Below are 24,174 nucleotides of genomic sequence, written 5' to 3'. Positions count from 1 at the left end.
GCAAAAGGGTGAAGCTTCCAACTATCTTTGCACATAGTTCGCAATTGCAATAAGGCAGCATGAGTTGCTGTCGGGAGCGTGTTGGTCAACGATGCCGCAGCTGCAATCGCGGCCCGTATTGCATCGGTATGTCTCGGCCAGCTGGGCCCGAGGGGCAGCGCCCTAGACGATCACCTGTTGGGTATCGCCATCGCGTTCCTGTGCCAGCAGCATCGCGGCGAGGTAGTCGGGCACAGCGCGGCTGAAATAGAAGCCCTGACCAAGCGTACAGCCGGCCTCGCGTACCGCCTTGACCTGCTCGATCGTCTCGAGCCCTTCGGCGACGATATCCATTTCGAGGGTCGATCCCATTTCTGCCACTGCGCGGATGATCGCATCGCTCTTGCGCCCGACATTCGCGCCGGACACGAAGCTGCGGTCGACCTTGATCTTGCTGAACGGATACTTGTTGATGTAACCGAGCGATGAATAACCCGTCCCGAAATCATCAAGGGCGAACTTCACTCCGATCATCGACAATTCCTGGATGAAGTTTGCCGTCGCGTGATTGTCTTCGATGAACAGGCTTTCGGTGACCTCGAATTCGAGCCGGTGAGGATCGAGCCCGGCTTCGCGCAGTGCGTTGCGAATGCCAAGTGCAGCGCCCGGCGCTCTGATCTGTAGCGGTGAGAGGTTGACCGCGACGGTAATGTCCTCTGGCCACTGCGCTGCAACGCGGGCCGCCTGCGCGGTGATCCAGTTGCCGAGCGTGACGATCACCCCGGTCTCTTCGGCCACTGGAATGAATTCGTCTGGCTTCAATTCGCCCTTTTCCGGATGGAACCAGCGGACGAGAGCTTCGAAAGACCGGATGCGTCCAGTCTCCAGATCGATGATCGGCTGGAAGAAGATCGAGAGCTCATCGCGTTGCAGGGCAGCGCGCAACTCGTCCTCGATTTCGCGTCGCCTGACGAGGTCGCGGGTCATTGAGCGATCGAAGAATTGCGTCTGCGCGCGTCCCCCGACCTTGGCATGATAGAGCGCCAGGTCGGCGCATTGCATCAGGGTATCGCTGTCCGCGCCGTCCTCCGGGAGCAGCGCAACGCCGAGCGAAGCGCGGATTTCGAGCCGGTCGCCATCGATCCGGACCGGGCGCATGATCTCGCAGTGGATCTCGCTTGCAAGAAGCTCTGCCTGCTTGCGGTCTTCCACCGGAGTAAACACGACGAACTCGTCCCCGCCAAAGCGTGAGACGGTCGAATCTACCGGACAGATTTCCGTGAGCCGGCGCGCGATTTCGCTGAGCACGCGGTCACCGACGGGATGTCCGAGCAGGTCGTTGACCTCCTTGAACCGGTCGAGATCGATCCAGAACAGTGCAAGGTTCTGGTCCTCGTCGATCTGCATCATCGTCTCGACCATGGCATGGTTCAGGCCGGCGCGGTTGGCGAGCCCGGTGACGACGTCGGTGCGGGCGAGGACCTTCATCTTTTCGGCCAGTTTCGCACTGGTTTCGGCAGACGAGATGGAATCGCGCAGCACCTTGAAGATGTTCATGGTGATGGAGGCCATGGCGGGCAGCAGCAGGGCCATGGTGACAAACAGGGTGAGATAGGCCAGCGTCCCCGTCGCCAGAGCGACGAACATGATCGGCAGGCAAACGAGGGTAAGCTGTCCGATCGCGATGCTTGGCCGCCCGGCATTTCTCGCGGCGACGGCAACGCCGTAACACACCGCATTGGCGACCATCAGCACTTCGACTTCGGCGCTCGCGCCCAGCCAGATGGTGAGCGCGGCGATCGCACCGATTGCGAACGCGTAGCTGAATGCGCCGACCTCATAAATAACTTCCAAAGTCTGAGTGCTGGTATTCTTGGAATCCGGCGATATCCCCAGCGCGGCGGTGACCCGGGCTACCGCGATGATGGTCAACACAGCGCTGCCGATCCACAATTCGGGCGAGTCCGAAAGCCAGGCTGCAACCGCCGTGGCCGCAACGCCGTTGAGCGCGCCGATCGCCAGGCTGCCGGGCTGTGTGTAGAGTGTCTTGACGAGCAATCGCCGCACCCGCGCGGACAGCTTGTCCGAACGGTCACGCTCCAAACGCAGCGTGCGAAGTCTCGCGAGTGTCCTCAACGCTTTCATAGCGCGTCTGGATTAACCTAGATACGTCAAGCACAGGTTAACGCGATGCTTACCGAGATAATCAGCAGAATTCTGCGGATTCTGCGCGGTGGTGCGGTGTTGCGAAACGCGCTCGCTAACCAAGATCGGATGCGGGCATAGCATAGCCCGCTTCAAGGGCCATGCGCTTGTCCAGCGTGCGCGTGACGCCAAGCCACCAGTCATAGGATTGGCGATCACCGGCAAAGAATGCCTTCTCGGCCTCGTCGCGGGCCGCGCGGGCTGCGCCGAGGCCATGCGCCGCGAAATGGCGCAGGGCTGCGCGCAGCATCTGGTCGGATTCTCCCGTGTCGCCATTGTCATTGGCAGCGCATTCAACCGCGCGCCGCGCCATCGCGCGGGCAACAGGCGAGCACGCCGGAGAACGCCCTGGGGATTTCGGGGCGGCAAATCGGATCGACATGGGATTTTTATCCTGGCTTGAGCGCGTAACGACCTGATGCATGGCGGGGAGCCGTGGCGGAGTTTCAGGCAGGTCGCGCTTCGTGTTTCTGCGAGGCGGCAGCTATAGGCACCGGGCGCTAAGGCTTGGTTCGCTGACACGGTTTCCAAGGAGTTAACTTACCCCCTGGGACGCTGAATCTATTCGGGTTTCTCAGCCGCTGCCGATGTGTCTCCCCTAGCCGGGCGGGGCTCTGCGGCTTTCCACTGACCCGCGCGCGCATATTCCTGTTTCACCTCGCCGACCGAGCCGTATTGCGGCTTTGCCGTCACCGGCGCTGCCGCGACGGGATCACCTTCATTCTCGGTCACAGGAATGGCGCTGGGAATGACGGAAGTCAGCGGCGCGAGCTCGGGTGCTGCTGGTGCGGCAATTTGGCCCCGCACGCTGGGTTCGGCACCGCGATAGCGTGCGGTGAACGCGGCCTTCTCGCCTCCAGAGCCGCGATTGCGATAGAACCGGTGAGCGCCAATCGTGCCGATCACGTCGAGCGAGCTTGCCCACTTTGGATCGACCCACAGCGTATGGTAATGCGTTGCGTGACCTATGGCGGAGTAGACACTTCCCGAAAGCGCACGGGCGGCAACTTCGCGGGCGCGGTGCCAGCTTGAACCGCTCGCTGCGCGGCGAAGGCTGCCGTCGCAAGTGAAGGTGAACTGGCAGCCGGTCCTGCGCTGCGATCCCTGGTAAACCACTCCGCACACGCTACCGGGCCAAGCCGGATGAGCTACGCGGTTCAGCACCACCTGCGCCACAGCGCGCTGTCCGGCCTCGCTTTCGCTGGCAGCTTCGTACCAGACCGCCTGTGCAAGGCATTCCAGCGCCCGGTCGCGGGCCATACCCGTTGACGCGGAGAAAAACGGCCGCGCGGGCGGCCCTGCATCAATGAGCGAGCCGAGCTGCTGCCCGCCCTGTGCATCGGTGTCGAGCGGGCCCGCAGGTGGCAGCGCGACAAGCGACCGCTCGGGTGGGTCAGCGAGGTAGAAGAACGCCGAGCCTGGAAAGCTCTTGCCGGCCTGCTCGAACGGCATTGGAGAGACGGCTGCAAGGTTGCGCGCCGTCTGCTCCGATTCAGCCGGAGCCGATCCTGCCAACGCTCCGAATTCCCCCGGCGCAGCGATGGCTGGGACGGTCAACACTGCAAGGAGGGCCGCAATACGCGCGTGGATCGAGCCAGCGCTGGCGGGAGCGCGGCTGGCGTACAAGTTGCGGATCGCGGTGAGGATGTCTGTCGGTTTCATGGCGCGCCTTTGCGCGTAGGCGTGATGGCGGGGACTGGCGAGCGCGCCGGGCGCGGCGTCCCGGATACAGACACTCGCGGTGGGCGTGTTAACGCAGGCCAGGCGCCCGGTTCCAGACACGGCTTGCCCATCGCGGCGCGCACCCTTATCGCGGCGAAGAGGGGTCATGCCGCTGAAACTGCAAGCCACATCCGCCGGGTCCACCCGCCTGTTCGCCCTGTGCCTGGCCGCCCTATCGCTCGCTGGGTGCGGGAAGGTGGCTGAAAGTCACGCCTCGCAGACAGGGGCAGGCGGACCCACCTTTGTCAGCCTCAATCCGTGTAGCGATGCGGTCCTCGTAGAGGTAGCGCAGCCCGAGCAAATCCTCGCACTATCGCATTACAGCAGCGATCCTGCGTCGAGTTCGCTCGCGCCCGGCGTTGCCGCCAGATATGCCTTTACCGGCGGCACTGCCGAGGAAGTCTTCGCGCTGGAACCGGATATCGTCCTCGCATCGACTTTCATCGCGCCCGCCACCAAGGCCGCGTTCGAGCGGCTGGGGGTGCGGGTCGAGACCTTTGGCAATCCCGGCAGCCCGCAGGAAAGCTTTGCGCAGATCGAGCGGCTGGCGGCACTGAGCGGTGAACGTGCGCGCGCAGCCGCGCTAATCGAACGGATCGAGCAATCGCAGGCCCGCCTGACGCGCGAACGCAAGGAGCACGGCGATGTCGAGACGTTGCTGTGGCAATCGGGCCAGATCGTCGCGGGCGAGGGCGCGCTGGTGACGCAGGTTCTCGCGCAGGCCGGTTTTACACGCGGCGGCGAGGCCCGGGGTTCTGCGCGCCGGTTTGTGCAAGGGGATTACGTGTCGCTTGAACGCCTGCTCGCCGATCCGCCCGACCTCGTTCTTGTCGCGGGCACGAGTACCGGCCAAAGGCATCCCGCGCTCGCCGCGCTTGATGACACGAGGATTGCAGCGCTCGATCCCTCGCTTTTTTATTGCGGCGGCCCTTCGCTGATTGCCCTCGGGGAACGCTTGCAGGAACTGCGCACCTCGATAGAAACTGGTGTCAAATGAACCGCGCGAGCCTGATATTCGCCGCGCTGCTCGCGGTGCTGGCGCCGCTTTCGCTGCTTGCAGGCCGGGTCTGGATCGACCCTGCCGCCACGCCGAATGCTGGGATAATCCTGATGGAGCTGCGCCTCCCGAGGGCGGTGCTGGCCATTACTATAGGCGCGGGGCTGGGCGCGGCTGGAGCTGCGATGCAGGGATATCTGCGCAATCCGCTGGCGGATCCGGGCCTGTTCGGCATTGCCCCAATGGCGGCGCTGGGAGCGGTTGCGAGCTTCTGGGTGGGCGCTTTGCTACCCCCTGCAATCGCGGCATGGAGCCTGCCCGCATTCGCGCTCGCCGGAGCCGGTCTGGCGATGGCGTTGCTGGCGCTGATCGCGGGCCGCACACCTTCGGGCGCAGGCGGAGGTCTTGCGCTCTTTACCCTCGCGGGCCTGATGATCGCGAGCCTCGCAGGTGCGCTCACGGCGCTCGCTATCACCCTTGCGCCCAATCCCTTTGCCCTGAGCGAGATCGTATTGTGGCTCAATGGCGCGCTGACCGACCGATCATGGCGTGAAGTCACAATCGCCGCCCCTCTGATCATCGCCGGGATATTTGTCCTCGCGCTGGCCGCGCGGTCACTCGATGCGCTTACATTGGGTGAGGATGCCGCGCGCTCGATGGGAGTCGATCCGCACCGCTTGCTTGGGCTGCTTGTCGCCGGTGTGGGCCTGACCGTGGGCGCAGGCGTTGCGGTGGCAGGGATCATCGGCTTTGTCGGTCTGATCGTGCCGCACCTTGTCCGCCCATTCACCGACCGGCTGCCATCGAGCCTGATCCTGCCAAGCGCGCTTGCGGGTGCATGCCTCGTGCTGCTCGCCGATAGCGCTGTGCGGGTGCTGCCCTTGGTGACCGAATTGCGGCTCGGCATTGTGCTGTCGCTGATAGGCGCGCCGTTCTTCCTCTGGCTCCTCCTGAGAATGCGACGGGGGCGGCTATGATGCTTTCGGCAAACGCGCTGGCGCTCGATCGCGGCGGAGTGCGGGTCCTCGATGATGTTTCGGCGAGCCTTGCGCCGGGCACCATCACGGCGATTGTCGGGCCGAACGGGGCAGGCAAATCGAGCCTGCTGCTGGCGCTTGCCGGATTGCTCGACCCGGCGGAGGGGAAAGTTTCGCTTGGCGATGAAGCGCTCGCCGACTTGCCGCTTGCACAGCGAGCGCGCCTGCTCGGCTTCCTGCCGCAAAGCGTCGAGATTGCCTGGGACGTGGCGACGCAGAACCTGGTCGCGCTGGGACGCCTGCCACACCGCGACCGGGGCGAGGAAGCGATCGAGGCCGCCATCACCGCATTGTCGCTTGACCACTTGCGCCGCCGTCCCGCCAGCCAGCTATCGGGAGGCGAGCGCGCGCGCGTGCTGCTCGCCCGCGTGCTTGCCGGAGAGCCGAACTGGATACTCGCGGACGAACCGCTCGCTGCGCTCGACCTCGCGCACCAGTTGAACCTTGTTGCCCATTTGAAGGACTGCGCGGCGCAGGGGCAGGGCGTTGTCATCGTTCTCCACGACCTAGCGCTGGCGATGAACCATGCTGACCGGGTGATTGCGCTGAGGGAAGGCCGCATGATCGCCGATGGCGCGCCCGATGTCGCTCTCGATCCGGGCACGATCCTGCGCGGCTGGGATGTCGAAACCCGCTGGATCGGAGAGCCTGGAGCACGCGCGCTGATAGCCGCAGACGCCGCTGCAGATATCACCGGCGCGCACTCGACCCGATAGCCCGCACACAAGAAACGCGCCGCCCCGGGGTAGGGGGACGGCGCGCTCTGTATCTCTTGAGCTGCCACTACGGCGACCCTTTGGTGCGACCCGAAAGGCGTCTTGGCAAACCTTGCTAAGAGGCCTTCGACCCTACGGTAATATGCACTAAGTGGAACTACAGGTTTCCTGTAGGGCTCCCCCGGAGGGACCGATTAAACTTCACGCGGATCGCGATAATCGCTCGACAGGAAGATCCGTTGGCGGCGTTCGCTGCGGTACACGAGTCCCTTCGCAACCTTGCTGCCTGCGGAAGTGTAATTGAGCTCCTCGGCAATACGTTCATAGTCGCCCGATTCGATGGCGCTGTTCAATCGGGGGCTTTTTCGCTCCGAGAGGTTTCCTTCGCCAACGTTAAAGGCAAGGTCGACCAGTGCATCGAATTCGTGCTGGTTGATTGGCAGCTCACCGACCAGGCGTTTTACGATGTCTTCCGCCTTGGCGATATCGCTTTCGAGAAACTCGAGCGCCTGTTCATGCGTAATGGTGTCGCCGAGGCGCAGATTGTCTTCCGGAAGCAGCAAGTGCCCGACACCCACGGTTGGGTAGCCTGCAACGTCGCGGTAGACGTCATAGCGCACACCCTCTTCCTCGATCATCGCCTCTATAAGGGCATCACTTGCGGTCAGCTCGCTTGCATCGCGGCGCTCCGTTGGATCGACGAGGTCATATTCGGCAGCGTCCTCGATTTCAGCCATCTGCGACTGTGCAGCAATGGGAGACGCGCTCATCGCAAGCTGGGAGGTTCCCGAGAGGGCAACCGCGCTTACACCGAGTGCCATCGCTGTGCGCTTGCGTTTTCCTTTCGGTGGACGTGTCAGCCCGTTGGCGCGCGTCAGGGCGGTCGTGCTGGTCGAATATGAGGGACCGCGGCGGCGTTCCCGGCGCTTGGCCCAACGCTCGCGGAAATGCCTCAGAAATCGCCTCTTGCGAAGCCAAGTGGGGTCCTTGGGGGCAGGCGTACCGGGCTCGCGAGCAGAAACTGTTTCTGCGGAAATCCTGGATGCGGGAAGCTGGGTGGTGGAAAGGGCGGGGCTCGGAATTCTTGTAGTGGCAGTCTGGATTGTCGGTTCTCCTTGGAGTCACCGACTTCAAAAATCGCAGTATGCTGTGATGCCGCGCTGCAGACCGGTGCTCGCCTTGTTCTGTCCGGTTTCCAATTCCGCGGTAAAATTACGCTCCGCAAAACGAAAACCATTTGTTTTCAGTTCATTAAATCAACGGGTGAACTGGGGAACAAGGTCCACACTTCATCGTCCCTCAGGCACGGTCCAAGCGGTACCGCGCCCGAGAGGTATGGTTAAGAATTCCTGATTTTGCGGTTCTGTCAGCGCGCGCAGTAGCGATAATCGCCATTGCGGCAGCGGCGCACCGCGTCGCGCCACGCGGCCATCCGGCGCTCGTAATCGTCCATTTCCGCCTTGTGATTGCGCGTGGCAGCCCAGCCTTTGGCATATTCGGCATCGCGGCGGTTCACGTAGCGCAGCTGCTCGCGGTTGAGTCGCCGGATTTCGGCCCGGTCGCGGGCAAGTTCTTCAGCGCTCAGATTGCCCTTGCCGCAATCGTCGGGATTGCATGACGAGGCGGTAGCTGGCGTGGCTGCGCCGGCAAGGCCAATTGCGGCAACAGCGCTGAATACAGCGGAGATGGCGAGTGATTTGGCGGAAACGAAATTTGGCATGAAACAACCCCTCATATTTCCCACCGCCAACATCCTTAGCACGCTCTAGCCCGAAGAGGAGATAAAGGGCCTCCCGTTCGCCGCATGAAGGGTTCGCTCCGGCGCATTTATGCAACGTTTGCCGGTCTCGGCCGCCATCCGGCAGCGATCCATTTGCCCCTCTCACGAAAAAGCGTAAGCTATCCAGCGGTGTCGCGCGGTGGGTGCCCGAGCAAACATGCAGGGTCCTGATATCAGCTGAAGGGAGGTTGATATGAGCGAACAGCGAGGCACGTCGCCCGGCGATTATCGCTACAAGGCCTTCATCAGCTACAGCTGGGCCGATGCGAAGTGGGGCCAGTGGCTCCAGCACGCGATTGAGACCTACCGCACGCCCAGGGCGCTGATTGGCAAGGACAAGGCGCATGGCCCTGTCCCGGCGCGCCTTCATCCGCTGTTCAAGGACCGCGAGGAGGAGGCAGCCGGGGCGAGCATCGGTGCGGCTGTCGAAGCGGCGCTGGCGGATTCGGCGTTCCTGATCGTCGTCTGCTCGCCCAACTCGGCCAAGTCCCAATGGGTCAACCGCGAGATTGCGTGGTTCAAGACGCACCGCAATCCCGGCAAAATCCTCGCGCTGATCGTCGATGGCGAGCCGGGGAGCACGGCTGCCGAATGTTTTCCAAAAGCGCTGACCCACAAGGTCGCGCCGGACATGACGATTACGGATGAGCCGGAGGATTCCCCGCTCGCTGCCGATGCCCGCGAAACCGGCGATGGCAAGCGGATGGCGCGGCACGCGCTCTGCTGCGTTGATGCGATCCCGCGGTTCGAAGGGGAGTGACTTGGTGATCTTCCAGGCCGCGTCGAGCAACCGGACCCCCGTGACCGATGCCAGCCGGATGCTTGAGCGACCCGCTCCGGCTTCAACACCGAGATGTGCGCTCAATTATAGGGGTTGTAAACCATAACTGCTCTCGCGGTCGCGTGCATGGAAATCCGCCGCCGAGCGCCTATCTGAATGGAACCATCGCGCGCACCGCTCGCTCAACCAAAGCGGGTGGCATTTCCGAGACTTGTCGGCGCGCTCTTGACACTGTGAACATTTCCGGAACAAACACCAGGCATGGCCCTAACGAAAATCTCAGTCCGCGGTGCTCGCGAGCACAATCTCAAAGGCGTCGATATCGACCTGCCGCGCGATGCGCTGATCGTGGTCACGGGCCTTTCAGGCAGCGGCAAATCCTCGCTTGCGTTCGATACGATCTATGCCGAGGGGCAGCGGCGTTATGTTGAATCGCTGAGCGCCTATGCGCGCCAGTTTCTGGAGATGATGCAAAAGCCCGATGTCGAACATATTGACGGGCTCTCTCCCGCCATTTCGATCGAGCAGAAAACCACGAGCCGCAATCCTCGCTCGACCGTGGCAACGGTAACTGAAATTTACGATTACATGCGGCTGTTGTGGGCGCGGGTAGGCATTCCCTATTCGCCCGCCACCGGAAAGCCGATCGAGGCGCAAAGCGTCTCCAACATGGTCGACCGGGTGATGGAACTGCCCGAGGCCACGCGGCTGTATCTGCTCGCGCCGGTCGTACGCGGGCGCAAGGGTGAATACCGCAAGGAACTGGCCGAATGGCAGAAGGCGGGCTTTACTCGTGTGCGGATCGACGGCGAGCTTTATCCGATTGAAGAAGCGCCTGCGCTCGACAAGAAGTTCAAGCACGACATCGAAGTGGTGGTCGACCGGCTCGCGGTGAAGCAAGGGCTGGAGACGCGGCTGGCGGACTCGTTCGAGACGGCTTTGAAGCTGGCTGAAGGGCTCGCTTACGTCGATCTGGCAGACGGAGTTGTGCCGGGTCGCGAGGATGAGGCCGATGGCGGCGGAGCGATGAAGGGGGCGGGGATTCCCGCCAACCGCATCGTGTTCTCCGAAAAGTTCGCTTGTCCGGTGAGCGGCTTCACCATCGAGGAGATCGAACCGCGGCTGTTCTCCTTCAACTCGCCGCAGGGCGCATGTCCGACCTGTGACGGGATCGGAGAGAAGCAGCTGTTCGATGAGCAGCTGGTGGTCCCGAACGAGGCTCTGACCTTAAAGCAGGGGGCGATTGCGCCGTGGGCGAAGTCCAACCCGCCATCGCCCTATTACATGCAGGTGCTCTCCAGCCTGGCGAAGGCCTACGATTTCGACATCACCACCCCGTGGAAAGATCTGGAGCCCGACCAGCGGCTCATCATCCTGCACGGGACAGGCGGGATGCCGGTCGCGTTGACGTTCAAGGACGGACGCAAGACCTACACGGTCAACAAGCCGTTCGAGGGCGTCGTCGGCAACCTCAACCGCCGGATGATGCAGACCGAAAGCGCGTGGATGCAGGAGGAACTGGCCAAGTTCCAGACCGCGCAGCCTTGCGAGACGTGTGGGGGCAAGCGCCTCAACGAGAAATCGCTCGCGGTAAAGGTCGCGGGCACGGATATCGCCACCCCGGTAAAGATGAGCGTCTCGGATGCGAAGGACTGGTTCCTTGCCCTCGATGACAAGCTGACCGACCAGCAATCGCAGATCGCCAAGGCTATCCTTAAAGAGATCAACGAGCGGCTGGGTTTCCTCGACAATGTCGGGCTGGACTACCTCAACCTCGACCGGACCAGCGGGACGCTGTCAGGCGGGGAAAGCCAGCGCATTCGCCTCGCGAGCCAGATCGGAAGCGGGCTGTCGGGCGCGCTGTATGTGCTCGACGAGCCCAGCATCGGCCTGCACCAGCGCGACAATGACCGGCTGCTCGAAACCCTCAAGCGCCTGCGCGATCTCGGCAACACCGTGATCGTGGTCGAGCATGACGAGGACGCGATCCGGCAGGCCGACCACATCGTCGACCTCGGCCCCGGCGCAGGCGTGCGCGGCGGCGAGGTGGTGGCGCAGGGCACGCTCAAGCAGATCATGAAGGCGAAGAAGTCGCTCACCGCCGACTACCTCACCGGCAGGCGCGAGATCGAAGTTCCCGCGCACCGCCGCCGGGGCAACGGCCACCAGCTGACGGTGAAGGGTGCGGAGGCGAACAACCTCAAATCCGTCACCGCCTCCATCCCGCTCGGCACGTTCACCTGCATCACCGGGGTTTCCGGCTCGGGCAAGTCGTCCTTCACCATCGACACGCTCTATGCCTCCGCCGCGCGCGTGCTCAACGGCGCGCGCATCATCGCGGGCAAGCACGACGCGATCGAAGGCCTCGAATATTGCGACAAGGTGATCGAGATCGACCAGTCGCCCATCGACCGCACCCCGCGCTCCAACCCCGCGACCTACACCGGCGCCTTCACCAATATCCGCGACTGGTTCGCAGGCCTCCCCGAAAGCCAGGCGCGCGGGTACAAGCCGGGGCGCTTCTCCTTCAATGTGAAGGGCGGGCGCTGCGAACAGTGCAAAGGCGACGGTCTGATCAAGATCGAGATGCACTTCCTCCCCGATGTCTACGTCACGTGCGAGGAATGCGGCGGCAAACGCTACAACCGCGAAACGCTGGAGGTGAAATTCAAGGGGCTGTCCATCGCCGACGTGCTCGACATGACGATCGAGGACGCGGAAAGCTTCTTCAAGGCCGTTCCCCCGATCCGCGACAAGATGCGGATGCTGAACGAGGTGGGGCTGGGCTACGTCAAGGTCGGCCAGCAGGCGACGACGCTGTCAGGCGGCGAGGCGCAGCGCGTGAAACTGGCCAAGGAGCTGTCCAAACGCTCCACCGGACAGACGCTCTACATCCTCGACGAACCGACGACGGGCCTGCATTTCGAGGATGTGCGCAAACTCCTCGAAGTGCTGCACCGGCTGGTGGAGCAGGGGAACAGCGTGGTGGTGATCGAGCACAATCTCGACGTGATCAAGACCGCCGACTGGATCGTGGACCTCGGGCCCGAAGGCGGCGTGCGCGGCGGCGAGATTGTCGCGGAAGGCACGCCGGAGGATGTGGCGCAGGTGGAGCGGTCGTTTACCGGAGGGTATCTGAAGGGGATGTTGGGGAAGGGTGGGGCTGGCGCTGCGCGCGAGGCGGCGGAGTGAGCCAAAAGTTTATTTTCAATTGCGACCTGTGTGGACGTGAATTCCAAATGGGACCTCACGTTTACGATGGTAAAGTCATCAGGTCATACCAGAAGAGTATGTGCCACTCCTGCTACGAAAGTAATTGGGACGGAATCGGACCTTTGTATGAGCCAGTGTTTGAGGCTCACTTGAAAGCTAATGGCATCGAGCTTCCGATCAGGAATTCCAAGGGTTGGTACCCTCGAGGCCAGTGAGGCCAAGGCTATTGGCGAGCCTTTCCGTGCGCACGAAGGATCGAGATATAGGTCCGGGTTGACTCCCTAGCATCCCACGTAGCTTTTAAGTGACCCTCGAGGCTCGGCAAATCCCTTTTGAGTGAGCTTGGCCATAAGCATTGACTGTATTCGAAGACCCGCAACATATTGTCGACGTCGAAAATGCCACCGGTATCTTCAGTCTTTATGATCGCCACTGGCTTTTCTTCTGCCATGCGCAGACCAAGTTCGAAAAGCACATTGGGGTTATGATCTGTAAGGTCGGCCACGACCAAGTCAGCGTCCATCAATTCGTTTATTATCGTAGACTGAATGACGTCACTCCCGTCTTTATTCGCGGTATATACGTCAAAGCCAGATGCTTCAGCGGCTGGTTTGATCAGACTCTCAAATACTTCGTCGAAAAAGCCCTTGGGTCGATCAGAAAGGCGCTCCGAGAAGGGCATTATTACGAAGCACTTCAGTCCGTCTGGATTGTTCTCTGCCGAAAATGAGATGACATCTGGAGCATCGACCTTTCGCGTTTGTCGTGTAGACTTTCCGGCAGTAGATAGGCCATGCCATTCATTGCCAATCTCGACGAAGTTGCAGTTATCTTCGAAGAGTTTCTTAAACTCCTCATGGTACTCCGGCGGTATCGAGAATTCACTCTGCAATGTGTTCGACAGAAACTCCATCGCAGGCAAGTTATTGCCCTTATAGTACTCGAGTACTTTTGAAAATATTTCGACGTTCAAAAACGCTTTTCGCTTGGCCTCGAGCTCCTTTTGGGGACTTGGGGCATAGAGGAGTTCTCGGCCAATTTTCTCCAAAGAAATTGCAGAGGCTGCCCGCGTGCCTGTTGTTATGCCGTAAAGTGCAGATGATCGAAAAAGCAAATCCACATTGCTAGATTTTTCACCATAGCCAAGAGATTTAGCGACTTGGCTCGGCGGCCATGGATTGCCCGCATTGTTTTCTTTTATCGATTGACCAACTGGAAGGGCATCTCTCAGTGGAAAAGTTGGGTGCGTTCGTTTCGAAACACCTCCGCGACCAGATTTCGCGGACTTCGACTTTTCCCTTTTAGCTTCATTTTGCTCGCCATTGTCTTCTGCCATCGATGTTCCCCTATTGTTTCAAATCAATTGGTGCTAAATCCTAACTGTTCAAGTAGGAAATGAATTTTTTCTCCGTCCTTTCCGGGTTGTGTGGGGGTGCAAATGCCAAATCTGAGGCGCAGAATCTAAAGAAGAATATGCTTTGCCTGAGGTCCATTACGGACGAAGTAAGGGTTTTCCTACTCACTACAGACTGCGTACGGGAAAGGGTGCAATCGGCCCCCAGGGCCGCAAGCCCGACCGAGCGCCCGCAGCGCTGCGGCTTTCAGGCCGCGTGAGCAAGGAAATCGCAGCACTGATCTGCTGCGCAAAATTAAGGACTCCCACCATGCCCAAGACCTCGCACCTTCCGCCCATCTCCCGTGAGCCGCACCGTCACATCCACCGCGAAGCGCTCGATCATCAGCGCGAGTGGGAGCGGCATGTCGATGCCGGGCGTATCGGAGGTGGCCCCTCGACCTCGCCTGAAATTCGTATCCAGCAGGCTCGCAACGAGATGATCCTGCTCGGCTACCGTGTTCTGCCGAACCGGGAGGATGAGGGGGAGGCTGCTTCTACTCGGCATTATTGAGAAATTGTGTTTGGTTGCGGGTGCGAGCCTCTTAGGTTTCACCAAGAGGTGAAGAGGAGTTGTTTGTTGGACGCCCTCAGGCGCCGGGCGCAGCGCATCCGCGCTGCTTGGCTTCGCCGCATAAGCGGCGGCGCGCGGTCGCGCGCTGGCGAGCCTGCGGCTCGCACCATTCCAAGCCATCGGTTTAGTGCCCGGACGCTTGGCGCTACACCTTGGGTGAGCTGCGGAGCACGGCGCGAAGCGCCGCAAGGGCGACCGCCCGCCCGCAGCGCCGAAGGCGCGAGGACATCGCGGCCCGGATGGGCTGCGCAAACAAAAACTCCCGCTCCCCCGCTCAAACCTCTCCGCATCATCCCTGCGACCCAGCGTAACCCCTTAGCATTTTCCTACTCGGCTAAATCCGCATACCTGAGCCGGCTCCCAGAAATCCGGAGCCTCTTATGCCAGACCTTATCCCCGTAACCGCGAGCCTCGCTCAGACCCGCCAGCACACCGCCTTTGACCGAGAGGCGCAGGAGGCGTTCTTGCGGGCGCTTGCGACCTCGGGCAATGTACAGGCGGCGGCGAAGCGGGCGGGGGTTTCGCGTGCGACGGTCTACCGCGCGCGGCAGGCCTGCATCGACTTCGAGACATTGTGGGACGCGGCGCTGCTGCTGGCACGCGTGCATGTCGAGGCGGTGCTGGCCGACCGGGCGATCAACGGGGTGGAGGAGACCGTGTTCTACCACGGGGAGGAGGTTGCGACCCGGCGGCGCTACGATTCGCGCCTGCTGCTTGCGCATCTCGGGCGGCTCGACCGGCTCGCCTCGAACCGGCGCGCGCGAGAGGCGGTCGACGGCTTCGACTTCGGGATCGAGGATCTGCGCGCCCTGCCGGAAATCGGCGAAATGGAGGCGGGGGAGGAGCGCTGCGAGGGGTGATCGGTATTTTGCCCCTGGACACTGTCTCATGTGTCTCACGGCGGTGCGTGGCTGCCCCTTCCGAAGACGTCCTGAGAGGTGTATTCTGAGGTCTCCTTTGAGAAAGGAGAGGGACTATGATCACACTCAAACGGACTGCAATCGCGCTGCTGGGCGGCGCTGCCTTTGCCGCCGCGCCGGTGCTGGCCGACGATCACTTCGTCTTCATCGGAACCTCGCTGTTCGGCGAATACGAGGTCGGCCACAAAGGGGCGGGCGAAGACGCAGGCGGCGACTTCAGCGCCGAGATCGACATGGAGGCAGGGCGGCTATGCTACATGCTCGACCTGTACGGCGTCGATGACGTGACAGCGGCGCATATCCACAAGGGCGGCGAGGGCAAGAACGGCCCGCCGGTCGTGACGCTGGAGATGCCGGAAGACGATAGCGCCGATGTGTGCGTGATCGTCGAGGCAGAGCTGCTGAAGGACATCGCCAGGAACCAGAAGCGCTACTACATCAACGTGCACACGGCGGCGAACCCGCAAGGTGCGATACGCGGGCAGCTGGGGAACAGCTAGCGCCGCGAGCTAACGCACGACGTCGATCTCCACCCGCGCGTGGCCGCGCGCGATCATGCCGATGCGCGTGGCGGCGGCGCGGGAGAGGTCGATGGTGCGCCCGCGTGTGAACGGGCCGCGGTCGTTGATGCGCACTATGACGCTGCGCCCGTTGCGCGGGTTGGTCACCCGGACCTTGGTACCGAAGGGCAGCGTCTTGTGAGCCGCAGTCATGGCGTTCATGTTGAAGCGCTCGCCATTGGCGGTGCGGCGCCCGTGGAAACGCCTGCCGTAATAGGAGGCGACTCCGGTGCCGAGCGACCGCAGAACCGGGTCCTCGATAGGCGGCTCGAATGCGGACAGGTCGACGGCGGTCGGCGGGACTTGAAGGTCGGGGCGCGCGCCAACGAACGGGGCGAACTCGTCGATGAGCGGCGGGTCGCTGGGCCGGGCCTGGTCGGCGAGGGCGGTGGACGCGGTTGCTCCGGGTTCGGGATCGTCAGCGAAAGCCGGCGCATTCCCAGACGATGCGGCCAGTGCTGCCGCGATGTGCAGGCTCCATACGGGACGCGATCGACCCCCGCGGCGCTCTCGGTTTCCTACTCCCATCACACGCACTATTGGCATCGCCATACTTCACGCGCAAATTTCCGCGCATCCGGGCGGTGCGAAGCGAGCATAACGTGCGATCAATTGAGGAAATGCGGGGTCGGAGGGAAGAGATGGACGCGCCAAGTTCAGACATATTGACATTGAAACGCCCAAAGCAAATGGGGCCGGCATTGCTGCCGACCCCACTCTCACCAGCGCGTGGTCTTCCGTTTCGTCCGCATCCGAAGATGCTTTCGTCCCGGTTGCACTTGGCGCCCGATGTCTTTCCGCGCGCCCGAGGGCCCGCGTTCTGTCACCGGCGCTCGCGCCGGCATCCGACCTTGCTTGCGATCCGCTGCGATCCCTTCCAGCCGAAACCTTCCGTTTTCGCGGCTTCTCCTTGGGCAAAGCCGAGACTGATGATCTGTATTGTCCTTGATCTCAAACAGCTGCTTCCGGTTTGACCCTTCTGCTTCCTCGACCAGTGACCAAATCTTCAGTCCTTACCGATGACGTCGTTTCGCACTTTCCTCAAACGATCCGACTTGCATTTGGCCGAAGCCTCCTGCACCTCGTCTCTCGGACAGCGCGTGGACAGTCGCCACCGCATCCTTGGAATTCAAAGCCGTTGAAATTCAGCGCCTTGCGGGCCGTTTCTCAATGCCTTCTTGTTCCGAAGACATGATCAAAGTGACCCCGAATCCGATTATTCGCAAGGCTGGCAAGAGTGAGTTTTCCACTTTTGCCCAGATCACTTGTGGACGGCGGTGGATAAGTCATCGATCTCGTCGCAATTGCGCTTTTGCCGGGAACGAAACACAGCATTTCGCGCTCGATTGGCAGCCAACTGCGCTCCAATCCGAGCTGCGCGCATCGCTCGACTCGAAACGAATCGACCCCAATCCCTCAATTTCGCGAGCTTTAGGGACGCGCGTGTTATGAGTCGCGCTTGGCCAAGAGCTTCAAACGCAGGGCGTTGAGCTTGATGAAGCCTTCGGCATCGTGCTGATCGTAGGCACCGGCATCGTCTTCGAACGTCACATGCGCCTCGGAATAGAGCGAGTGCGGGCTCTGGCGACCGACCACGCTGGCCTGCCCTTTGTAAAGCTTCAGGCGCACTGTGCCTGACACTTTCTCCTGGCTAAGATCGATTGCCGCCTGCAGCATCTCGCGCTCGGGACTGAACCAGAAGCCATTGTAAATGAGCTCCGCATATTTCGGCATCAGCTCGTCTTTCAGGTGCGCGGCGCCGCGATCCAGCGTTATCTGTTCGATGCCGCGATGTGCGCGGGCGTAAATCTCGCCTCCGGGCGTTTCGTACATGCCGCGCGATTTCATGCCGACGAAGCGGTTCTCGACGAGGTCGAGCCGGCCGATACCGTGTGTGCGGCCCAAATCGTTGAGCGCGGTGAGCAACGCTGCGGGCGACATCTCCTCGCCATTCAGCGAGACGCCGTCACCCTGCTCGAAACCGATCTCTATATATTCGGGGGTGTCCGGCGCGTCCTCTGGGTGATCAGTGCGGGAATAGACGTAGTCGGGCGTCTCCTCCCATGGATCCTCAAGCACCTTGCCCTCCGAGGAGGTGTGCAGCAGGTTTGCATCGGTCGAAAACGGCGCTTCGCCGCGCTTGTCCTTGGGCACGGCTATCTGGTGCGCCTCGGCCCATTCGATCAGCGCGGTGCGGCTCGTCAAATCCCATTCGCGCCATGGGGCGATGACTTCGATATTCGGGTCGAGCGCATAGGCGCTTAGCTCGAAGCGCACCTGGTCATTCCCTTTGCCGGTCGCACCGTGAGCGATGGCATCCGCGCCGGTCTCGTGCGCAATCTCCACCAGGCGTTTTGAAATAAGCGGACGCGCAATAGATGTACCGAGCAGGTAGTCACCTTCGTAGCGGGCATTTGCACGCATCATCGGGAAGACGTAATCGCGCACGAATTCCTCGCGCAGGTCCTCGATGAAGATATGCTCGTCCGGGATGCCCATCGCCCGCGCCTTGTCACGGGCCGGTTCGATCTCCTCGCCCTGGCCCAAGTCGGCGGTGAAGGTGACCACTTCGAGGCCACGTTCCACGGTCAGCCATTTCGCGATCACGCTGGTATCGAGCCCGCCGGAATAGGCGAGCACGACGCGTTTCATATCTTGGCGTTTACTTATCGTCATTACGAAGCGTCTCCGGGGTTTCGGTGCAGGCGGCTACCAGCGCGCATCCCCGGTGGCAATCACTCAAATCCGCGTGGATTGTCCCCGAAGAATTGCGGGTCTTGCTTGTTCGCTTGCCCGGGAGCGACGATATTCGCGCGTACCGCAGCACGAGGGGGGAATGAATGTTGTCCATGTGGAGCAAGGCGAACGAGATGGCGCAGCTGGCCCCGCCAGAGCGCAATCGCTGGGTCGACTTTCTGCGCGCGCTGTCGATCATGGCGGTCGTGATCGGCCATTGGCTGGTCGCTGCGCCTTATATCGACGCGCAGGGTGATGTTCAGGGCGGGCACCTGCTCGGCATCCTCCCTTGGTCGCAGTGGCTTACATGGGGCTTCCAGGTGATGCCGATCTTCTTCCTCGTCGGAGGCTATTCCAATGGAGTGAGCTGGCAGGCCCAGTTGCGCAAGGCCGAAGTGGGCACGACCGGTATTTATCGTGATTGGTTCGCGAGCCGGGTCCAGAGGCTTGTAACACCGGTTTTCCCGGTCCTGCTGCTTTGGGCGGCTCTTGCGGTTGGGATGACGCAGCTCGGTATGGACCGGGCGCAGGTGCGCATGGCGACCGAGCTGGCGCTGATACCGGTGTGGTTCCTAGCAGTGTATCTGCTCGTCACCGCGCTCACCCCGCTTACCTATCGTGCGTGGAAACGGTTCGGATTGGTGAGCTTTGCCGCGCTTGCCGCTGCTGCGATAGCGGTCGACTGGCTGACCCTGTCGCAGGGCGTTCCTTACATCAATTTCATCAACTTCCTGTTCGTCTGGGTGGGGATCCACCAGTTGGGATTTGCGTGGAAGGACGGGGTTTTCTCGGCTCCTTCAAAGGCGCTCATATGGTTCGCAGCGGCGCTCGCCGTGTTGATCGGCCTGACCGCCTACGGGCCGTACCCCGTCGCCATGATCGGTGTTCCGGGCGCCGAGATCACCAATTCGATGCCGCCGACAATCGGTTTGCTGACGCTCGGCGTCATGCAGACGGGCCTCGTGCTGGCGCTCGAGCCAATCGGCCGCAAAATGCTCGAGGGCCTCGGCGTCTGGACTGCCACAGTTCTGATGAACGGGATGATCATGACCGTTTATCTCTGGCACCTTACCGCGTTCGTGCTGGTTATGGTGTTCGCGTGGCTCGCGGGCGGAATAGGGCTCGATATCTTTCCGGGCACATCTGAGTGGTGGGTTACGCGGTCGATCTGGTTTGCCCTCTATATTCTCGCGCTCTTGCCGATGATTGCGATCTTTGCACGGCATGAAAGGTCATTCGGGCCGATCAGGGGAGGGCGCACCGTGCCTAAGGTCCGGGTCGTGATAGGGGTCCTATTGATCTGTATCGGCCTCGCGATGACCGCTGCGATCAGTATCGCCAGCCCGGAAAGCCTCTCCGGCATCCGCCTGTGGGTTGTCGCATTCCCCTTTATTGGAGCCGCTTTCCTGGGCTTCGGCCCGATCTACCGGTTCATGAAGCGCAAGGATATTGCCGAAGGGTCAGCCTCCTAACAGACGCTTTTCCTCCGCCTCGATATAGCTGCGCGTGATCGGCAAGGCATGGCGATTGCGAGCATACTGGATCTGGTAATTGCACATGCTGCCATATTCGAACACCGTGGCAGCGCCCGCGAGGTAGAAGGTCCACATCCGGTAAAAGCGCTCGTCATACATGGCGATGATGGCGTCACGGTTGGCTTCGCAATTGGCATACCACTGGCGGATCGTTTTGCCATAATGGAGCCGCAAGCTTTCGACATCGGTGGCGATCAGGCGAAATTTCTCCGAGGCAGCGACCGTTTCCGATAGCGCGGGGATATAGCCTCCCGGAAAGATGTATTTGCGGGTGAACGCGTCGGTCGCTCCGGGCCTTCCCATGCGCCCGATCGTGTGGAGCAACATGGTGCCGTCATCGGTCAGCAGGTTGGCGCAGGCTTCGAAGAACGCCTCGAATTGCGGCTGGCCGACATGTTCGAACATGCCGACCGAGACGATCCGGTTGAACTTGCGGCCCGCAGCGGCGAAATCGCGGTAATCGACGAGCTCGATGCTGACCTTCTCGGCCACTCCGGCCTTCTCCGCGCGCGTACGGGCGAGCTGTGCCTGCTCTTCCGAGAGGGTGATACCGGTGACATGCACATCGTAGTTCTCGGCGAGGTAAATCGCCATGCCGCCCCATCCGCAGCCGATGTCCAGCACCTTGTCCCCGGGGCGAGATCGCGAGTTTGGCTGCGATGTGAGCCAGTTTTGCGGCCTGCGCTTTGGCAAGCGTCATATCGTCCGATGGCCAATAGGCGCAGCTATATTGCCAATGGTCATCGTCCAGCATCAGCGCGTAGAGATCGTTGCCGATATCATAGTGGTGCGCAACGTTGCTCTTGGCGCTCACCGCATTGTTTACCTTTTCAGCAGCCCAGGTGGCACGATTGACGATCCGGCGCAGGAGTTTCGGAGGGCCGATATCACCGCCCTTGTCCCACGGATTGTTGGCGCGCAGGAGCGTGACGAGGCCCATGACATCGCCTTCCTCGATAACCAGTCGCCCATCCATGAACGCCTCTGCTGCACCCAGTCGCGGGTCCATGATTATGTCGCGCGGCACGGCGCTGTCGGTGAAGCGGATCACGATTTCGGGAAAGCCTTCGGCAGGCTCTCCAAATGTGTCCGCGGAGCCATCTGCAAACACCACGCCAAGCCTGCCACGCTTCACACCGCGGCTGAGGAATTTATCCAGTAAAGTCTTACTCATTGAATACTCGCGTCTATGATCAGACCCCTCGCACGGAACAAAGCCACGCCTTTTGCTTCTGTCAACGATAGGTTAGTCTCGTTCCCATGACAGAACTGAAAATGGCTCAGACAGATGCGCCGGTTGATGAATTCATCCTTGCGGTGGAACCGGAGGCAAAGCGCGAGGATGCGCGCCGCCTCGACGCGCTGTTCCAGAAGGTAACCGGGGAAGAGCCGCGCCTTTGGGGACCGAGCATCATTGGCTACGGCGAATATCGCACCGTCTACGACAGCGGGCGAAAAGTGCACTGGATGCGCAGCGGCTTCAGTCCGCGAAAGGCCAGACATTCGCTCTACCTCATGGGAGGATATTGCGATGATATCGCTGCAAAAGAGCGGGAAGAAGCCTTGTCGCGGCTGGGCAAATACAAGACCGGCAAGAGCTGCCTCTATATCAACAAGCTCGCCGATGTGGACATGGATGTGCTCGAAGAAGTGATCGCGAAGGATTGGGCGGCAATGCAGCGGATATATCCGCCCGATTGACCCTCCACGTCAGATGCCGGCGTACCATTGGTAATTGCCGTAATCCTCCCAGAAACCGCCTTTGCCATCGCCAATGTCGGCGAGGTCTGCAACCGCTTCTATGCCGGTGAGGTATTTGGCGTGTTTGTAGCCTAGCTGGCGTTCGATCCGCATCCGCAAGGGCGCGCCGTTCTTCTCCGGAATAGGATTGCCATTCAGCAGGTGAGCGATGATTGTCTGCGGATGATAGGCATCGACCATATCGACGCTCTCATAATAATCGCGGCCATACAGATTGTCGGCACAGCGAAACACGATGAAATTCGCCTCCGGCCTAACCCTCGCCTGGTCGAGCAGCAGTGAAAGCTGCGGCCCGGTCCATTCTCCGATCGCGCTCCAACCCTCGACACAGTCATGCCGGGTGATCTGCGTGCGTTGAGGGAGCGCGCGCACATCGTCCATGGACAGGCTAAGCGGTGTGTCGACAAGGCCGGTGACGTCAAGACGCCAGCCGGCAAAACCATTAGCGAGCTGGGAGCGATATGCGGGCGTATCGACGGTCAGAGAGCCGTTGCCCTTGAAATCCGGCGAAAGGTCATCGCGGGTAAATTCGGGAGCTAGCCGCTGCCGTCCGGCAAGTGCCCTTTGGGCGGCGCGGTGCCAGTCTTCGGCGGTGTCGAACAGGCCTTGCCCCGTCCCGCTGTCCGCGATCTTTGCGCAGGCTCCGGTGCCAAGTGCGGCTAGGCCCGCGAGCAGGCTGCGCCGCCGAATATCAGCCATTTCCGTTCTCCTGATTGCGCCCGCCGGTTATCATCTCGCGGAGCCTCTGAAGAGGCTGAGACACCAACAGCATCACGATATGCACGATGAAGAAACCGAACAGCGCCCATGCAAAAATAAAGTGCAGGCTGCGCGCTGATTGCCGTCCACCAAGCATATCCACCAGCCACGGTGCAGCAGGCTCGAAACCGGGGCTGATCGCTAGGCCGGTCAAGATCATCATCGGCAACAGCACACCGTAGACAAGGCCATATGCGAGCTTTTGAAGGACGTTGTACTTGGATTGATGGCTGTCGAACTTGCCGTGCAGGTGGGCCGCGATATCGCCGGTGATTGCGGACAGGCTCCACTCGCGCCGCGATGCCCGGATATCACGCCAGAAATGGCCGTTCACCAGCATGGCGATCCAGATCAGCAGCAGCGGCACGGCAAACATCCACGCGCCGAGGCTGTGCCAATCGCGTGCGGCGGCGAGGTCGTAATGCTGCGGGAGGGTCGACCAGCCGGGAAAGCGCATGACGCTGGTCCACGCATCGTACCGGATCAAAGCCGTAATCACCCCAGTAAAGGTAACGATGCGCATTCGATATATTGAGGCCCGACATGAACAGGATGACCAGCGCGACCGCGTTCATCCAGTGCCAGAGACGGGTCGTGAGGGCGTGCCGTTTCATGCCGACGCCCGGCGCGCCCTAGCCTGCTCGCGGGCCAGCCAGATCACGTCGCGATCCTGGTTCAGCAAGTGCTGCCCGCTGTCGATGTATAACGTTTGTCCGCTGCGCATGAGCCCGCTGGAGAGGAAAAGCGCGGCATCCACGATCTCACTCGCACCGGTCTTTCGCTGCAGCAGATTAAGCCGGTGCGAGACCTCGGTTTCTTCCTCGCTCTGGTCGTGGCTGGCGAGGATGGCACCCGGGGCGATGCCGTAAACCCTGTCACCAGGCCGCCCGGCGCTTTTCGCCAGCATCCCGATGGTGGAGGCCAGCGCATGCTTGGACATCGTGTAGCTGAAGAAATCCGGGTTGGGATTGGCCAGCTTCATGTCGGTGATCTGGATCACGCAGCGCTGTGCTTCGCTCGCAGCATGCGCGAGATATGTCTGCGCCATTCGGGCGGGGGCGAGGGCATTGACTTGCATCGTCTCCCGGTTCGTCGCCGGATCGAGAAAGGTTGCACTGTCATAGTTGAATATCGAGGCGGAATTTATGAGGCAGCGCCAATCATCGATGCGCTGCGCAAGCTCTTCGATCATCGCTGCCGCAGCATCGTCATCGCATAGGTCGCATTGGACGATTTCGGCAGAGGGCAGCGATTCTGCCAGCGCCCGGGCCGGTGCTGAAGACGAATTGTAATGGATGACGACATGCCAGCCTGCCTCGGCAAAGCCCCGTGCGATTTCGGCGCCGATACGGGTGGCGCCGCCGGTAATCAGGACAGCGGGAAGGGTCATTGCGCAAAGGCCTAACAGCCCTCGCGGCCCGGTTCAATTGGCACTGGATGTGCGGCGCAAATGAAAAAGGCGCTGCCGACCAATCTGGCCGGCAGCGCCGTAATACCTTTCACCAG

Annotated in this window: 21 protein-coding genes and 1 pseudogene; 10 read left to right on the top strand and 12 right to left on the bottom strand. The window is 61.4% G+C overall.

Annotated elements, in window-relative coordinates:
• Positions 1-162 precede the first annotated feature (162 nt).
• The 3 genes from AC0L39_RS10810 to AC0L39_RS10800 form a co-directional block, all read right to left on the bottom strand.
• A complete protein-coding gene (locus AC0L39_RS10810; protein ID WP_473257794.1) occupies positions 163-2,124 on the bottom strand; it encodes a putative bifunctional diguanylate cyclase/phosphodiesterase in 1,962 nt (653 codons plus the stop codon).
• 115 nt (positions 2,125-2,239) lie between these two features.
• Positions 2,240-2,566: a hypothetical protein gene (locus AC0L39_RS10805; protein ID WP_473257793.1), complete on the bottom strand. Its 327-nt coding sequence runs from the start codon at positions 2,564-2,566 to the stop codon at positions 2,240-2,242.
• Between the two features lie 179 nt (positions 2,567-2,745).
• Positions 2,746-3,846 (bottom strand): cell wall hydrolase, encoded by a 1,101-nt coding sequence (locus tag AC0L39_RS10800; RefSeq protein WP_473257791.1) that lies wholly within the window; start codon positions 3,844-3,846, stop codon positions 2,746-2,748.
• Between the two features lie 166 nt (positions 3,847-4,012).
• Between AC0L39_RS10800 and AC0L39_RS10795 the strand changes: the two genes are divergently transcribed.
• Genes AC0L39_RS10795 through AC0L39_RS10785 form a run of 3 tightly spaced genes read left to right on the top strand, consistent with a single transcriptional unit; the run spans position 4,013 to position 6,656 of the window.
• A complete protein-coding gene (locus tag AC0L39_RS10795; protein WP_473257790.1) occupies positions 4,013-4,903 on the top strand; it encodes an ABC transporter substrate-binding protein in 891 nt (296 codons plus the stop codon).
• A complete protein-coding gene (locus AC0L39_RS10790) occupies positions 4,900-5,880 on the top strand; it encodes a FecCD family ABC transporter permease (protein WP_473257788.1) in 981 nt (326 codons plus the stop codon). The genes AC0L39_RS10795 and AC0L39_RS10790 overlap by 4 nt, the downstream gene beginning before the upstream one ends.
• Complete coding sequence (locus AC0L39_RS10785) at positions 5,880-6,656, top strand: ABC transporter ATP-binding protein (protein WP_473262356.1); 777 nt, start codon at positions 5,880-5,882, stop codon at positions 6,654-6,656. Before AC0L39_RS10790 ends, AC0L39_RS10785 begins: the two co-directional genes overlap by 1 nt.
• Before the next feature lie 194 nt (positions 6,657-6,850).
• On the opposite strand, the gene AC0L39_RS10780 is transcribed toward AC0L39_RS10785, so the two are convergent.
• Positions 6,851-7,477, bottom strand: coding sequence for a lysozyme (locus AC0L39_RS10780; protein WP_473257787.1), 627 nt, complete (start codon positions 7,475-7,477; stop codon positions 6,851-6,853).
• Positions 7,478-8,022: 545 nt separating this feature from the next.
• Positions 8,023-8,376 (bottom strand): hypothetical protein, encoded by a 354-nt coding sequence (locus AC0L39_RS10775; protein ID WP_473257785.1) that lies wholly within the window; start codon positions 8,374-8,376, stop codon positions 8,023-8,025.
• A 253-nt stretch (positions 8,377-8,629) separates the two neighbouring features.
• On the opposite strand from AC0L39_RS10775, the gene AC0L39_RS10770 reads away from it, so the two are divergent.
• Complete coding sequence (locus tag AC0L39_RS10770; protein ID WP_473257784.1) at positions 8,630-9,196, top strand: toll/interleukin-1 receptor domain-containing protein; 567 nt, start codon at positions 8,630-8,632, stop codon at positions 9,194-9,196.
• A 282-nt stretch (positions 9,197-9,478) separates the two neighbouring features.
• A complete protein-coding gene (uvrA, locus tag AC0L39_RS10765; RefSeq protein WP_473257782.1) occupies positions 9,479-12,409 on the top strand; it encodes an excinuclease ABC subunit UvrA in 2,931 nt (976 codons plus the stop codon).
• A 244-nt stretch (positions 12,410-12,653) separates the two neighbouring features.
• Here the strand turns inward: uvrA and AC0L39_RS10760 are convergent, their stop codons facing one another.
• Positions 12,654-13,766: a hypothetical protein gene (locus tag AC0L39_RS10760; RefSeq protein ID WP_473257781.1), complete on the bottom strand. Its 1,113-nt coding sequence runs from the start codon at positions 13,764-13,766 to the stop codon at positions 12,654-12,656.
• Positions 13,767-14,094: 328 nt separating this feature from the next.
• On the opposite strand from AC0L39_RS10760, the gene AC0L39_RS10755 reads away from it, so the two are divergent.
• The 3 genes from AC0L39_RS10755 to AC0L39_RS10745 all read left to right on the top strand — a co-directional run bounded on the left by AC0L39_RS10755 (position 14,095) and on the right by AC0L39_RS10745 (position 15,817).
• Entirely contained in the window at positions 14,095-14,337 is a 243-nt protein-coding gene (locus AC0L39_RS10755; RefSeq protein WP_473257780.1) for a hypothetical protein, read from the top strand.
• A 440-nt stretch (positions 14,338-14,777) separates the two neighbouring features.
• Positions 14,778-15,257: a hypothetical protein gene (locus tag AC0L39_RS10750; protein WP_473257779.1), complete on the top strand. Its 480-nt coding sequence runs from the start codon at positions 14,778-14,780 to the stop codon at positions 15,255-15,257.
• Positions 15,258-15,373: 116 nt separating this feature from the next.
• On the top strand, positions 15,374-15,817 hold the full coding sequence (locus AC0L39_RS10745; protein ID WP_473257778.1) for a CHRD domain-containing protein: 444 nt from the start codon (positions 15,374-15,376) through the stop codon (positions 15,815-15,817).
• A gap of 9 nt (positions 15,818-15,826) precedes the next feature.
• Here AC0L39_RS10745 and AC0L39_RS10740 read toward each other — a convergent pair whose 3' ends face one another.
• The gene (locus tag AC0L39_RS10740; protein WP_473257776.1) at positions 15,827-16,429 is read right to left on the bottom strand and encodes a septal ring lytic transglycosylase RlpA family protein; all 603 of its coding nucleotides are present in this window, start codon (positions 16,427-16,429) and stop codon (positions 15,827-15,829) included.
• 894 nt (positions 16,430-17,323) lie between these two features.
• Positions 17,324-18,553, bottom strand: a complete 1,230-nt coding sequence (locus tag AC0L39_RS10735) for an argininosuccinate synthase (protein WP_473257774.1) — start codon at positions 18,551-18,553, stop codon at positions 17,324-17,326.
• Positions 18,554-18,747: 194 nt separating this feature from the next.
• Here AC0L39_RS10735 and AC0L39_RS10730 point away from each other — a divergent pair, with 194 nt between their 5' ends.
• A complete protein-coding gene (locus tag AC0L39_RS10730) occupies positions 18,748-20,085 on the top strand; it encodes an acyltransferase family protein (RefSeq protein ID WP_473257772.1) in 1,338 nt (445 codons plus the stop codon).
• Here the strand turns inward: AC0L39_RS10730 and AC0L39_RS10725 are convergent.
• A pseudogene (locus AC0L39_RS10725) lies at positions 20,074-21,322 on the bottom strand (class I SAM-dependent methyltransferase). The gene AC0L39_RS10730 and the pseudogene AC0L39_RS10725 overlap by 12 nt on opposite strands.
• A gap of 101 nt (positions 21,323-21,423) precedes the next feature.
• Between AC0L39_RS10725 and AC0L39_RS10720 the strand changes: the two are divergent.
• Positions 21,424-21,849 (top strand): DUF1801 domain-containing protein, encoded by a 426-nt coding sequence (locus AC0L39_RS10720; protein WP_473257770.1) that lies wholly within the window; start codon positions 21,424-21,426, stop codon positions 21,847-21,849.
• A gap of 9 nt (positions 21,850-21,858) precedes the next feature.
• Here the strand turns inward: AC0L39_RS10720 and AC0L39_RS10715 are convergent, their stop codons facing one another.
• The 3 genes from AC0L39_RS10715 to AC0L39_RS10705 form a co-directional block, all read right to left on the bottom strand.
• The gene (locus AC0L39_RS10715; protein ID WP_473257769.1) at positions 21,859-22,608 is read right to left on the bottom strand and encodes a molybdopterin-dependent oxidoreductase; all 750 of its coding nucleotides are present in this window, start codon (positions 22,606-22,608) and stop codon (positions 21,859-21,861) included.
• Positions 22,601-23,191 carry a cytochrome b/b6 domain-containing protein gene (locus AC0L39_RS10710; RefSeq protein ID WP_473257768.1) on the bottom strand — a complete coding sequence of 197 codons (591 nt, stop codon included), beginning with the start codon at positions 23,189-23,191 and terminating at the stop codon, positions 22,601-22,603. The genes AC0L39_RS10715 and AC0L39_RS10710 overlap by 8 nt, the downstream gene beginning before the upstream one ends.
• Before the next feature lie 87 nt (positions 23,192-23,278).
• The gene (locus AC0L39_RS10705) at positions 23,279-24,058 is read right to left on the bottom strand and encodes an SDR family oxidoreductase (RefSeq protein WP_473257766.1); all 780 of its coding nucleotides are present in this window, start codon (positions 24,056-24,058) and stop codon (positions 23,279-23,281) included.
• Between the last annotated feature and the right edge of the window lie 116 nt (positions 24,059-24,174).

The organism is Erythrobacter sp. K21-9 (genome assembly GCF_055808355.1).
The sequence above is the reverse complement of the archived record's forward strand: the minus strand, read 5'-3'. Positions and strand labels throughout refer to the sequence as shown.

Bases quoted from the DNA above. Each gene is read 5' to 3' on its own strand.
- AC0L39_RS10790 (WP_473257788.1), top strand. From the start codon at position 4,900: ATGAACCGCGCGAGCCTGATATTCGCCGCGCTGCTCGCGGTGCTGGCG.
- AC0L39_RS10780 (WP_473257787.1), bottom strand. From the start codon at position 7,477: ATGGCACTCGGTGTAAGCGCGGTTGCCCTCTCGGGAACCTCCCAGCTT.
- AC0L39_RS10800 (WP_473257791.1), bottom strand. From the start codon at position 3,846: ATGAAACCGACAGACATCCTCACCGCGATCCGCAACTTGTACGCCAGC.
- AC0L39_RS10720 (WP_473257770.1), top strand. From the start codon at position 21,424: ATGGCTCAGACAGATGCGCCGGTTGATGAATTCATCCTTGCGGTGGAA.
- AC0L39_RS10710 (WP_473257768.1), bottom strand. From the start codon at position 23,191: ATGCGCATCGTTACCTTTACTGGGGTGATTACGGCTTTGATCCGGTAC.
- AC0L39_RS10735 (WP_473257774.1), bottom strand. From the start codon at position 18,553: ATGACGATAAGTAAACGCCAAGATATGAAACGCGTCGTGCTCGCCTAT.
- AC0L39_RS10785 (WP_473262356.1), top strand. From the start codon at position 5,880: ATGCTTTCGGCAAACGCGCTGGCGCTCGATCGCGGCGGAGTGCGGGTC.
- AC0L39_RS10755 (WP_473257780.1), top strand. From the start codon at position 14,095: ATGCCCAAGACCTCGCACCTTCCGCCCATCTCCCGTGAGCCGCACCGT.
- AC0L39_RS10795 (WP_473257790.1), top strand. From the start codon at position 4,013: ATGCCGCTGAAACTGCAAGCCACATCCGCCGGGTCCACCCGCCTGTTC.
- AC0L39_RS10745 (WP_473257778.1), top strand. From the start codon at position 15,374: ATGATCACACTCAAACGGACTGCAATCGCGCTGCTGGGCGGCGCTGCC.
- AC0L39_RS10715 (WP_473257769.1), bottom strand. From the start codon at position 22,608: ATGGCTGATATTCGGCGGCGCAGCCTGCTCGCGGGCCTAGCCGCACTT.
- AC0L39_RS10740 (WP_473257776.1), bottom strand. From the start codon at position 16,429: ATGGCGATGCCAATAGTGCGTGTGATGGGAGTAGGAAACCGAGAGCGC.
- AC0L39_RS10760 (WP_473257781.1), bottom strand. From the start codon at position 13,766: ATGGCAGAAGACAATGGCGAGCAAAATGAAGCTAAAAGGGAAAAGTCG.
- AC0L39_RS10775 (WP_473257785.1), bottom strand. From the start codon at position 8,376: ATGCCAAATTTCGTTTCCGCCAAATCACTCGCCATCTCCGCTGTATTC.
- AC0L39_RS10705 (WP_473257766.1), bottom strand. From the start codon at position 24,058: ATGACCCTTCCCGCTGTCCTGATTACCGGCGGCGCCACCCGTATCGGC.
- AC0L39_RS10770 (WP_473257784.1), top strand. From the start codon at position 8,630: ATGAGCGAACAGCGAGGCACGTCGCCCGGCGATTATCGCTACAAGGCC.
- AC0L39_RS10810 (WP_473257794.1), bottom strand. From the start codon at position 2,124: ATGAAAGCGTTGAGGACACTCGCGAGACTTCGCACGCTGCGTTTGGAG.
- AC0L39_RS10750 (WP_473257779.1), top strand. From the start codon at position 14,778: ATGCCAGACCTTATCCCCGTAACCGCGAGCCTCGCTCAGACCCGCCAG.
- uvrA (WP_473257782.1), top strand. From the start codon at position 9,479: ATGGCCCTAACGAAAATCTCAGTCCGCGGTGCTCGCGAGCACAATCTC.
- AC0L39_RS10805 (WP_473257793.1), bottom strand. From the start codon at position 2,566: ATGTCGATCCGATTTGCCGCCCCGAAATCCCCAGGGCGTTCTCCGGCG.
- AC0L39_RS10730 (WP_473257772.1), top strand. From the start codon at position 18,748: ATGGCGCAGCTGGCCCCGCCAGAGCGCAATCGCTGGGTCGACTTTCTG.